The organism is Vibrio sp. B1FIG11, from assembly GCF_905175335.1.
In the GTDB taxonomy this organism is placed as follows: domain Bacteria; phylum Pseudomonadota; class Gammaproteobacteria; order Enterobacterales; family Vibrionaceae; genus Vibrio; species Vibrio campbellii.
The window spans coordinates 1798373-1810764 of sequence record NZ_HG992751.1 but is presented as its reverse complement, the minus strand read 5'-3'; the positions used below and the strand labels follow the sequence as shown (position 1 = coordinate 1810764).

10 protein-coding genes are annotated in these 12392 nt (G+C 44.5%); 5 read left to right on the top strand and 5 right to left on the bottom strand.

All coding sequences use genetic code 11. From position 1 onward, the window contains the following. Positions 1-752 precede the first annotated feature (752 nt). From metA to KHO06_RS08655, 4 genes are all read left to right on the top strand, one after another. The gene (gene metA, locus KHO06_RS08670; protein ID WP_005433939.1) at positions 753-1694 is read left to right on the top strand and encodes a homoserine O-succinyltransferase; all 942 of its coding nucleotides are present in this window, start codon (positions 753-755) and stop codon (positions 1692-1694) included. Between the two features lie 148 nt (positions 1695-1842). Continuing rightward, positions 1843-2571 carry a type IV pilus biogenesis/stability protein PilW gene (pilW, locus tag KHO06_RS08665; RefSeq protein ID WP_205455437.1) on the top strand — a complete coding sequence of 243 codons (729 nt, stop codon included), beginning with the start codon at positions 1843-1845 and terminating at the stop codon, positions 2569-2571. 338 nt (positions 2572-2909) lie between these two features. After that, the gene (locus KHO06_RS08660; protein ID WP_038889416.1) at positions 2910-4508 is read left to right on the top strand and encodes a S41 family peptidase; all 1599 of its coding nucleotides are present in this window, start codon (positions 2910-2912) and stop codon (positions 4506-4508) included. Continuing rightward, on the top strand, positions 4492-4896 hold the full coding sequence (locus KHO06_RS08655; protein ID WP_212582434.1) for a hypothetical protein: 405 nt from the start codon (positions 4492-4494) through the stop codon (positions 4894-4896). Before KHO06_RS08660 ends, KHO06_RS08655 begins: the two co-directional genes overlap by 17 nt. Positions 4897-4971: 75 nt before the next feature. On the opposite strand, the gene KHO06_RS08650 is transcribed toward KHO06_RS08655, so the two are convergent. The 3 genes from KHO06_RS08650 to hrpA form a co-directional block, all read right to left on the bottom strand. Continuing rightward, entirely contained in the window at positions 4972-5487 is a 516-nt protein-coding gene (locus tag KHO06_RS08650) for an outer membrane beta-barrel protein (RefSeq protein WP_212582433.1), read from the bottom strand. A 215-nt stretch (positions 5488-5702) separates the two neighbouring features. Next, positions 5703-6182 (bottom strand): outer membrane beta-barrel protein, encoded by a 480-nt coding sequence (locus tag KHO06_RS08645; RefSeq protein WP_047480062.1) that lies wholly within the window; start codon positions 6180-6182, stop codon positions 5703-5705. A gap of 215 nt (positions 6183-6397) precedes the next feature. Then, positions 6398-10414: an ATP-dependent RNA helicase HrpA gene (gene hrpA / locus KHO06_RS08640; protein WP_212582432.1), complete on the bottom strand. Its 4017-nt coding sequence runs from the start codon at positions 10412-10414 to the stop codon at positions 6398-6400. Between the two features lie 196 nt (positions 10415-10610). On the opposite strand from hrpA, the gene KHO06_RS08635 reads away from it, so the two are divergent. After that, positions 10611-11195: an FMN-dependent NADH-azoreductase gene (locus KHO06_RS08635; protein WP_050934620.1), complete on the top strand. Its 585-nt coding sequence runs from the start codon at positions 10611-10613 to the stop codon at positions 11193-11195. A gap of 55 nt (positions 11196-11250) precedes the next feature. Here the strand turns inward: KHO06_RS08635 and KHO06_RS08630 are convergent, their stop codons facing one another. Both KHO06_RS08630 and KHO06_RS08625 read right to left on the bottom strand, forming a co-directional pair. Then, a complete protein-coding gene (locus tag KHO06_RS08630; RefSeq protein ID WP_212582431.1) occupies positions 11251-11748 on the bottom strand; it encodes a 4Fe-4S binding protein in 498 nt (165 codons plus the stop codon). Further along, on the bottom strand, positions 11735-12346 hold the full coding sequence (locus tag KHO06_RS08625; protein WP_025441835.1) for a molecular chaperone TorD family protein: 612 nt from the start codon (positions 12344-12346) through the stop codon (positions 11735-11737). The genes KHO06_RS08630 and KHO06_RS08625 overlap by 14 nt, the downstream gene beginning before the upstream one ends. Positions 12347-12392 lie beyond the last annotated feature (46 nt).

Genomic DNA, 12392 nt, shown 5'->3' with positions numbered 1-12392 from the left:
CCACTAACAACTGACGAGTTAATGAATGATGCATACGGTACTTAATATAACTTTATTCTAATATTAATTATTCAATCGGTTCGGCAATATACATGACTTATGAAACTCTCATAAATCTTAATTTTAATAAGGTTAATATAGTTCACTGATATGATTTAAAGATTACAGGCCCAATAAAACAACATGCTGTAATACTCTAAAGACAACATCATACAAATCCATACAAACCAAAATTAAAACAATACCTTAACCACAAACGAAGAAACGATTACCTAGGACTTCCACTTGAAAGCACAACGAAACCACCACCCTCGTTTAATGGTGCATGAACTCTAATTTATAAAACTTATTATTTCAATAGAACTCAGTTAATTAACTCAATTAAATATGTTTTAAAAAACATGGCACTCTATAAAAGTGAAATAAAACTGTAACAAATCTTTACAATGAAAAATATCAGGTTAACTCTTGGAATATAACTACAATTACGAAGATAAAAAATATATTTATAATTATTAAAAACTAGCGCTATTTTCATGATTTCCTAATAAAAGAGATGAGGCCAATAAAATATCTATGAGTGTTATATTTTATTGACTGGCTATATGTTCAAAATATTAAATCTTTAGATGTTCTAGCCATTTGGAAAGAAATCGAGGTTCAAAGTCACATTTCGTATCGACATCCGTAGGCAATTGGGGTAGCTTTAGATGTATAGACGTCTAAAAAGTAAAGCTTAGGGAGAGAAAGCCGTGCCAATTAGAATTCCAGATCAGTTACCCGCTAGCGATGTATTAAGGACAGAGAACATCTTTGTGATGAGCGAAAGTCGAGCGGCAAGTCAGGAAATCCGTCCATTGCGAGTGCTTATTCTCAATTTGATGCCAAAGAAGATTGAGACAGAAACTCAGTTTCTGCGCCTACTTTCTAACAGCCCTCTTCAAGTGAATGTGGAGCTGCTACGAATTGATAACCGACCAAGTAAGAATACGCCAACCGAACACCTAGATACGTTTTATCGTCAGTTTGAGATGGTGAAAGGTAAAAACTTCGATGGACTCATTATTACAGGTGCGCCATTAGGTTTGGTTCAGTTTGAAGATGTGATTTATTGGGATCACTTAAAAACCATTATGGAGTGGGCAAAACATCACGTCACTTCAACACTATACGTGTGCTGGGCGGCACAGGCCGGGTTGAAGCTGCTATATAACTTGCCAAAGAAAACACGTAAAGAGAAGCTATCGGGGGTCTATCATCACAAGATCCATCATCAATACCACCCTCTTTTGCGTGGCTTTGATGATACCTTCCTAGCACCACACTCACGTTACGCCGATTTTTCGCCTGAGTTTTTAGAAGAACACACTGACCTTGATATCCTCGCGACTTCTGATGTTGCTGGTACCTACCTGGCAACAACAAAAGACAAAAGGAATGTGTTTGTTACTGGTCACCCGGAATACGACTCACACACATTACACAACGAGTATATTCGTGACCTAGGTGAAGGTATGGAGCCAGCAATTCCAATCAACTATTACCCAAATAACAATCCGGATAACCCACCATGCGCAAGTTGGCGAAGTCACGGACACCTGCTGTTTTCTAACTGGCTTAACTACTGTGTTTACCAACAAACGCCGTATGACCTGGATCATTTCAGCGAGGATGCGTTCACAAAAGACGACTAACTCCCTGATTTTAGAGTGTGAACTAAGCCGCCAACTGGCGGCTTTTTTACGTCAGTTTGCCAACCTGATCGCATAGTGTTTTATCCTCGTTAGGCTTTTGCATCGGAATTCATATCATGCTTGTGAATCAGGGATGTGGGGCATGGATATGAAGTTTGGAAAACTCAGTACGTTGGTATTAGCAAGTCAATTAGGATTGATGGGGTGTGTAACCGTTAATGAAGAAGGCAACAGCCCTGTCGTCAAAGCAGATCCTGTCTCAATGGCAGAGTCTCGAATCGCTCTAGGCTTAGGTTACTTGGAAAGCGGTAGCATGATCAGAGCGCACGACAATCTCCAGCAAGCCCTCACCCACGCGCCAAGCTATTACCGAGCTCAGCTCTCAATGGCCCATTATTACGAAACCGTTGGAGAAGATGCTAAAGCAGAAGACATGTATAAACGTTCTCTAAGACAGAATTCAAAGAACGGTAACGTGCTCAACAACTACGGTACCTTCCTGTGCAAGCAAGGCGAATACAAACAAGCTGACAAAATGTTTAATCGAGCGATTGAGCAACCATACTATTACCTGATCCCTGCCAGCTACGAAAATGCCGGATTCTGCGCCCTGAAATCAAACAATAAAGATAAAGCGAAATACTACTTCACTCGTGCTATAGACCACGACCCTCATAGACCTAAATCGATCCTTCAGCTTGCTAAGCTCGAAATCGACAGTGGAAATTACACTGATGCTCGTATTCGACTCATGCGTTTTAATCAAATGTATGGCGTGAAAAAGCCCTCTTTACGCCTCATGGTTGAGCTCGAACGCGCGGCGGGTAATGAGGCTCTCGAGAAAAAGTATCAATATCAGCTCGACCAAATTTCTTAATGCCATCACGATGTATGAGCCGAAAAGGTCAAATCGGCTCTTTACCTACAAAATAAAAAGTGAGTGCTCTTCCTTACTTTCTGACAAGTCATCTAACGTAATAATTGTGCCACTGCTGTTTTTGAGCCACTACGTACTACCTAACCTACTATTTATTAATGATGTGTTAATTTTCACCAAACTAACAACTGAGTTTTTACTCTAATATGTATGATAGCCATCACACAACAATGCTCATTGTTTGCACAAGCATCATTAAAATTTATACATTCGAGTGGATTATAAGGATTTCATCAAAAACAACTAAATCTATAAACATCACAGATAAAAGGAAATTTATGTTGAAGTATAGAAACTTAGCGTTGGTCGCAACCCTGCCTATCGTATTGTTGCAAGGCTGTGGAGGTGGAGGTAGCTCCAGCGATACCCCAACGAGTACTACACCAACAGATATTGTCACATGGAAATTTAGAGATTTTTCTGTCCCTGCTAGCAGTTTTGCTAACAAATGTAGTATCGCAAGAACGGGAATTGATCCTTACACAGGAAAAAGGTACCCAGATGAAGCTGGTTCAGCGTTGCACGAGAAAATGTTCCTGCGTGCATTCAGCAATGACACCTACCTTTGGTATGACGAAATTCCCGATAACAATCCAAGTAACTATCCGTCTGTTCTCGCATACTTCGATTCTCTTGTGACACCTTACAAAACGGCTTCGGGTCAAAATAAAGACCGATTCCACTTCACTCGTTCATACGATGATTATATGAAGTCGCAACAGGCGGGCCTCGTGGCTGGCTTTGGTTTTAACTGGAAGTTTGTGCAAAGTACTGAGCCGCGAGAAGTCATCATTTCTTACACCGAAGACAATTCTCCAGCATCTTCAAACGGTGTTGCTCGTGGTGATAAGCTACTAAAAATTAATGATATTGATGTTGTAAACACATCCTCTCGCGCAGAGATTGACTTCATCAACAAGACACTTTTCTCCCCTGAACTAGGCAAAGATTTCACGTTCACATTCGAAACGGTAGACGGTGCGCCTAAAATAGTTACGCTTACCTCTGCGGACGTAGCGACAAGCCCAGTTCGTAATGTAAAAATCATCGACAACGATGGGACAAAAGTCGGTTACATGCAGTACAACGCGTTTGAAGTCACCGCACAACAACCGCTTATTAATGCCTTTAACCAACTATCAGCGGCAAACGTTGACGAAATCATCATGGATCTGCGTTACAACGGTGGTGGCTTAGTTTGGCAGTCTGCACAAGTTGGCTACATGCTGGCTGGTACGCATTCCACCTCCACGTTTGCTGAACTGATTTACAACGACAAGATCATGAACTCCGGCGAGGTAGAAAATAACGTTTATAACTTTGTCGATACCGAAATTGATTGGGGTAAAGGTATCTTGACTGACAATGCCCTACCGACATTAAGTGCGAAACGCGTTTACGTTTTAACTACGGATAACACCGCGTCTTCCAGTGAACTTCTTATCAACGGCCTTCGCGGTATTGATGTCGAAGTCGTTCAAATTGGTACGACGACAACGGGTAAGCCTTACGGTTTCTCCCCACAACAAAACTGCGGCAACATGTATTACACGATTCAATTTAAGTCCTCGAACGCTAAGGGCTTTGGTGATTTTGCCGATGGCTTTACACCTACAGCAAAAAGTCTAGTATCGTCTAATATTGGTATAGATGACAAAGTGGAAGGCTGCGTTGTTGCGGATGATTTAACCAAACCATTAGGTAATAGCTCTGAAGGCATGTTGTCTGCAGCATTAAACTACATGACCACAGGAACTTGCCCACCTGCACCAGCCTTAGCAAAAGCACCTCGCCTTATGCCTATGCTGGGTGGCACTCCACTAAATCAACAGCTTGATCCACTGCGACAAGAGGCTATTCATGTCAAAATTAACTAGAACAAAAGCATTGATCACCGGAGCAACGATGAGCCTGATGCTGACGGGGTGTGCATCGTCAAGTAACAGCGACGCCGTCAATGCACTCAGCATTAAGACATCAGGCGACACCGTTACGGAAATTCAACGAGCGATTACGACGATTCAAGGCAACCAAGTACCACCGAAAATTGCCTCCAATACGTTTGAAACGAACTCTCACTTGTTGATCGTTTCTGGACAATTTATGGAGAGTTACAACATGCCATTGAACGGTGCAGAGACCGAGTTGCCCGATCAATACACCTTGCAGCTCAGAGATGAGGAATGTGGCGTTTATTACGAGAAAGACGACAAGTTTATTCCTCTAACCAACATACAGTGTCGACCTAATCCAATTCAGGATTAATCAAAAAGCGCGCCGTTACTTTTTCCAAAATAACGGCGCGTTTCTTTTATTATCTGTTCACTGACCCACTTCTATTTATAAGAAGTGGAACGTCACGTTACCAGTGATGCTGCTAACGGTATCACTATCACCATCAATATCCACACCAAATGCTTGATAACTTGCACCGAGAGAAATGTTATCTAACAGGAAGTATTCCGCACCAACACCATACATGTAAGACACGCCATCGTCTTTGTCCAAGCTGTTCAAATTACCATTGTATTCGACGTTAAACGCGTTGATACCGCCCTTCGCGTAAACGTGCAGAGGACCAAAATCGATACTTGGTTTCGCCGCTAGATAGAATGAAGAGAAATCCACATCACCTTTGTTACCACCAAGATTTAAATCTACTTGGCCATGGTTAAAGTAGCCAACCTCAATACCGATCAGCGGTAAGATCCCCGTACCTACATGGATACCGTAAGTCGTATCACTTTCACTGTCGATGTCAGATTGACCGATTTGACCACCGGCATAAAGCCAAGAATCAGCAAATGCAGATGTTGAGCAAAGCGCTAAAGCCAATAACGAGAGTTTTGTTTTCATAGTTATACCTTTCCTGTTCGATTCCAGAACGGAACATCACGCGAACTGCATCGCGTTCCTTATTCAGTTTGGTAAATACTATATGCGAAAGTTTGATGGTTTTAAGACCAAGAAATGAATAATTTCTGTTCAATGTCTATTTGTGTGATTTACAGACAAAAAAACACCGGCGCGTTGCCGGTGTTTATCAAATAAATCTTCGAGAGGCTCGATGATTATAGGAAGTGCAGCGTCGCGTTTAGAGAGAACGTGCCGATGTCATCTTTGTCTGTTGTGTAGTTCATGTAGCTAGCACCAACAGACATAGGACCAAATAGGAAGTATTCCGCACCTACACCGTACATTAGATCGTAATCGTCGTCGTCAGAACCGTTTTTCACTTTCTTGTCCCACTGGTGAATACCGCCTTTCGCGTATACATGCAGTGGACCGAAATCGATGCTTGGCTTAAGTGCCGCGTAGTAAGAAGTCAGCTTAGTGTCTTTACCTTCGATGTTGAATTCACCGTGCTGAGTCACGCCCGCTTCGATACCGATAATTGGCAGAATACCTGTACCTACGTGTACAGAGTAAGACGTGTCAGTCTCACCTTTGTAGTCAGACTGACCTACAGAAGCACCACCATAAATCCATGAATCTGCCATTGCTGCAGAAGAAGCACTTAGAAGTGCCACTGCCAATAGAGTTTTCTTCATCATCAACCTTTACTCTTTTATTATTACCCACATCTGCACCAGCAGAGGTTGGTACTGCAAACATAAGGGAGGCGAACCATTGCCTCCCTTATGACTTAAAATCACTTGTGGGTAAATAGTTGCAATTACTGTACCAATCGAGCTTGCCACTGGACAAACCATTGATTACTCAGCAATCCCCACAAGAAAAAAACTGCCGCTATTTTACTGAACGATTAGCAAGCATCAATCGCATTTTTGACACGTTTATCAGAAACTGGGTACGGAGTGCCCAATTGTTGAGCAAAAAAGCTCACGCGAAGCTCTTCGATCATCCAACGAATCTCTTTCACGTTCTCTGGAATCACCATGCCTTTCGGAATTTTGTTGAGCAGCTCTTTGTAGTCGCTCGTCACTGATTCCACTTTCAGCATGTGTAAACGGTCTTTGTTTGGATCGATCGGCAGCTTCTCCATACGACGCTCAATGGCACGCATGTAACGCAGAATATCTGGCAGACGTTTCCAACCACATTCTGTCGCGAAGCCCTTGAAGATCAACCCTTCGACTTGTGCTTTGATGTCCGATAGCGCAAACGCCATGGTGAAGTCGATCTTGCCTTTCAACTTCTTATTGATGTTGAAAGCGGTCGTCAGAATGGTTTCCACTTGCTGCGCAATGTCCACCACGGTATCACCAAGCTCAGCACGGACGTGTTCTTTCAGTGCATCAAACTTCTCTGGCTCCCAAACCAAACCGCCCTGCTCTTCGATAAGCTTATCGACACCACACGCGATACAGTCATCAATCAGATCCAGCACTTTACCGTAAGGGTTAAAGTACAGACCCAACTTCGACTTGTTCGGTAAGTTAGAGTGCAAGTATTTAATTGGCGACGGCACGTTCAACAAGATCAGACGACGCTGACCCGCTTGCATTGCCGTGACCTGTTCGTATTCGGTCTCGTATAGTTTGATTTCAACACTGTCTTTAGAATCAACAATCGCTGGGTACGCTTTAACGTCGTAACCGCCACGTTTTTGTTGGTATACCTTCGGCAGCTCACCAAAGCTCCACGTGTGCAGACCTTGTTGCTCAATGTCGTCATCCGCTACTTTTGAAAGGGTTTCTTGAACTTTATCTTTCAAGCTCTCTTTCAATTCATGAAGGTCTTTATTTTCCTTCAACTTGCGATTTCTATGGTCAACCGCGCGGAAAGTCACCTTTAAGTGCTCTGGAATTTGATCCATATTCCAATCTTCGCGCAGAACTTCCACACCCGTCATTCGACGCAACTCTTTCTCTAATGAGTCCAGTAGTGGTGCTTCCATCGGCGTTGCACGAGCTAAGAAAGCATCGGCGTAGTTTGGTGCAGGAACAAAGTTCTTACGCACTGTCTTCGGCAGCGATTTAATCAAACTCACCACAAGCTCATGGCGTAAACCTGGGATCTGCCAGTCAAAACCCGCAGGCTCAACTTGGTTCAAGATCGGCAACGGCAAATGCACCGTTACGCCGTCACTATCATCGCCCGGTTCAAACTGGTAGCTCAACTTGAGTTTCAGGTTGTTTTGGTACCAGAAGTTCGGGTAATCCAAATCAGTAACGTGGCTTGCATCGCCCTTGAACAGCATCTCTTTTTCAAAGTTCAGCAGTTCTTTGTTGTCTTTTGATGCTTTCTTCCACCACGTATCGAAGTGTTTGCCAGAGACTACTTCAGTGCCAACGCGTTGGTCGTAGAAGTCGAACAGTTCATCATCATCCACTAAGATGTCACGACGACGAGATTTGTGTTCAAGTTCTTCCACTTCTTGAAGAAGCTTACGGTTTTGCTTGAAGAACGCGTGCTTGGTTTCCCACTCACCTTCCACCAGCGCACTACGAATGAATAGCTCACGACTGACAGTTGGATCGATACTGCCGTAGTTCACCAAACGCTTCGGTACAATTGGCACGCCGTAAAGCATCACTTTCTCGTGTGCCATGACTGCTGCACGTTTCTTCGACCAATGCGGCTCGCTGTAACTGCGCTTAATCAGGTGCTTCGCTAATGGTTCAATCCACTCAGGTTGAATCTTAGCGATGATGCGACCCCAAAGTTTTGAGGTTTCCACCAGCTCAGCAGACATGATCCACTTAGGCTGTTTCTTGAATAGACCTGATGCAGGGAAAATATGGAAGCGAGCATTACGCGCGCCTTGATATTCATTCTTCTCTTGGTCTTTCATACCGATGTGCGACAACAAACCAACAAGGATTGAGCTGTGAACGCCATGGTACGACGCAGGCTCATCGTTAAGTTTGAATTCCATTTCACGCATCGACTGATGAATTTGGAAGTACACATCTTGCCACTCACGCACGCGTAAGTAGTTCAAGTAATCTTGTTTACATTGCTTGCGGAACTGATTACCCGTCAGCGCTTTTTGCTGCTTCTGGATGTAGTCCCACAGGTTCACAAACGTCAGAAAATCTGAGTCTTCATGGAAGAAGCGTTTGTGCTTGTCATCTGAAGATTGCTGCTTGTCACTTGGACGCTCACGCGGGTCTTGAATCGACAATGCCGCCGCGATGATCATTACTTCTTTCAGTGCGCCTTGCTTTGGTGATTCCAATACCATACGTGCTAAACGTGGGTCGATTGGAAGGCGTGCAAGTTGGCGACCAATGCTGGTTAGGCGTTTCTTCGATTCTTTCGCATCAGAATTGATTGCACCTAACTCTTCTAGAAGGCGAACACCGTCTTGGATGTTACGTTTGTCAGGCGCTTCTACAAATGGGAATGCTTGAATATCGCCCAAACCAAGTGCCGTCATCTGCAAGATAACCGACGCTAGGTTGGTACGCAGGATCTCAGGATCGGTAAACTCCGGACGTGACTCAAAATCTTCCTCTGAGTACAGACGGATACAGATACCCTCTTCCACACGACCACAACGACCTTTACGCTGATTCGCACTCGCCTGAGAAACTGGCTCAATTGGAAGACGCTGAACCTTAGTACGGTAACTGTATCGGCTGATACGCGCCGTACCCGGGTCAATAACGTACTTGATGCCCGGAACCGTCAACGAGGTTTCTGCTACGTTGGTTGCCAGAACAATGCGACGACCAGTATGAGGTTGGAAGATCTTGTTCTGTTCACCCGCCGACAAACGCGCGTAAAGCGGCACAATTTCCGTGCTCTTCAGATTACGTTTAGACAGTGCATCAGCGGTATCACGGATTTCACGCTCACCGTTCATGAAGATCAGGATGTCACCTAAACCTTCATCGCACAGTTCGTCTACCGCTTCGAAGATACCTTCAAGTTGGTCACGGTCATTATCGTCATCACCACTTAGTGGGCGGTAGCGCGTTTCTACTGGGTAAGTACGACCTGACACCTCAATGATTGGTGCGTTGTTGAAGTGCTTTGAAAAACGTTCAGGGTCGATGGTTGCCGACGTGATGATCACTTTCAGATCAGGACGACGTGGTAGCAACTCTTTCAAGTAACCCAAGATGAAATCGATGTTAAGGCTGCGCTCGTGCGCTTCATCGATAATGATGGTGTCGTATTGATTCAAGAAACGGTCATGCTGAATTTCAGCCAGCAAGATACCGTCCGTCATCAATTTGATTTGGGTATTTTCAGAGATCTGATCGTTGAATCGAACCTTGTAACCAACAAACTCACCAAGCTTGGTTTCCATCTCTTCGGCAATACGGTTCGCAACCGAACGCGCAGCAAGACGACGAGGTTGAGTGTGACCAATCAGACCGAATTTACCGCGACCAAGCTCCGCACAGATTTTTGGTAGCTGAGTGGTTTTACCTGAACCGGTCTCACCCGCAACGATAACCACTTGGTTTTCTTCGATCGCTTTCGCAATGTCGTCGCGTTTTTGGCTGACTGGCAGGATTTCAGGGTATTCAATCGTTGGTTTGTAGCTACTACGTTGCTCCACAACCATCATGGATTTGGCGATGTCTAATGCGATTTCATCAAACACAGCGTTACGTGCTGCGTCTTTTTTGATTTTGCTTGCACCAGAGATTCGTTTACTCAAGCGGAAGCGGTCACGCATCATGCACTGGTTAAGTGCCTTGCGTAGTGACGCCGCGTTATTTACTTGAGCCTGAGGCGCAGCATTCTGAGAAGCTTGTGCTTGAGATGCATTAGCCTGCTTCGCTTTGGCATTTTGCGCACCATTTGACGGTGTCGCTTGCTCTTCAGCGGGATTCTTTTTTGGGGGCTGTGACGAAGTCAAAGCGTTTCCTATTCTTTTCATTACATAAAACTGCGCGGATTGTAGCACATAAGGGCTAGAACAAGATAACGGAAAGCAGCATCCGGCAATCATTCAATTTTTTCGAACAACTTAAGCGAATCCATCAGGTTTTGAGTCGCTGAGCATTGCCTATAATGCATCACATAGCCGAAAGCACTTATTAAAGGAAATCCATATGTCTCGTGTACTAGCTCTTAAATCAAGCATCCTTGGCGATTACTCTCAATCAAACAAACTGGTTGAAGACTTCATCAAAAATGTAGACCAAGATAAGCTAACTGTTCGTGACTTAGCTGCAAATCCACTGCCAGTTTTAGACTTTTCCGTTGCGACAGCACTTCGTGCAACAGAAGATCTTTCACAAGAGCAACAAGCGGTGGTTAACCTATCTGATACCTTGATTGAAGAAATCAAAGCAGCAGATACTTTGGTTATCGCAGCACCAATGTACAACTTCACGATTCCAACCCAGCTTAAAAACTGGATTGATTTGATTGCTCGTGCAGGCGTGACATTCAAATACACAGAAAATGGCGTTCAAGGTCTGATTGAAGGTAAGAAAGCAATCGTGGTCACGACTCGTGGCGGTCTTCATAAAGATTCACCAACCGACAGCATGACACCATACCTACGCACAGTATTGGGCTTTGTTGGCATCACAGATGTGGAATTTGTTTACGCAGAAGCGCTAAACATGGGCGAAGACGCAGCAGCGAAAGGCCTCTCAGACGCACAAAGCCAATTGGCAACCTTGGCGTAAGATTGAATAGCATTGAATACAAACAAAAAGGGATTGGTTCGCGCCAATCCCTTTTTTATCGTTTTAAGTCAAAGCTGATCATGCTGTTGTAACAGCTTTGCGCGCATTGTCCGCAACCTTTGCATTTGGCAGCGTCAATTTTAGGTTTGGCGTCGTCTTGCCATTGCAAAGCATCGTATGGGCAACTGTCCTCGCAACTGCCGCAATAACCGTATAAGTTTTCGCAGCTGTTCGAGATAGTTGCAATCAAGCCTGTAGACTCTGTTTGGTTAGAAAGCGCCAATGTTGGGCACGCCGACTTACACGCGCCGCACAAATCACACGCCGAGTAGCTGATGTCTAACGCGGCAACGCCATCGACCATTTCAATGATTTGGCTTGGACATGCCGAAGCGCACTTACCGCATCCATCACACAGCCGAGTGAACATCGACTCTTCCACCGCATACGGCGGTCTCGCTTTAACACGAGGCTCTTGAGCTTGTTCCACTGGCGTGCGACGAAACGAAAACAGACGTCGCTTACTTAGATCAACCGATTCAGACTGGCGCATCCGAGTAGTCTCTCTTTGCTGGCACAACGACTTGGTATTGCTCACTCAGGGATTGAAGTAATTCTTCAGTAAGGTTCGACAGTTTTGAGTAAGGCGTGAGAGTCACGGCTTTTTTGAAGCGCTTGTTGAAAAAACCAAACCACGTCATCAAGTGTTCGCGCAGCATTTCAGCCGCCAGTTTTTGTTGGTCAGTTTCTATCAACATCCCTAACACCATCAGCATCAAGCCGATCTGGTCTTCTGGCTCACGTTGGTCCGATTCCAAAGCAAAACCACAACGCTGCAAGAAGTAACGATATTCAATGGTTGATTCACCAAACAACACCGCTTCTTTATCTAGATAAGCCGACCCCCAAGGTGGCGCTGGCATCTCACCAATACCGGCAAACATGCGATCGTGCTCCATTTGCAATGCCTCTTCGCTCTCGTTTTGAAAGCTGCGTAGCATGTCATTAAGCGCTTCGATTGGTGTGTCAGTATTGCTCAGCAACGTATCGAGATTTGCCGCCGGGTAATCCTTTGGCTGGTAGTAAAACAGTGCACCAAACAGCTTTAGAACGATGCTGGTATCTTGTGGTTCAAGTTGAGAGATTTGCATGAAGTACCTTTGATGACTGGTGTTTTTATTCTTCGATTAAGTAAAA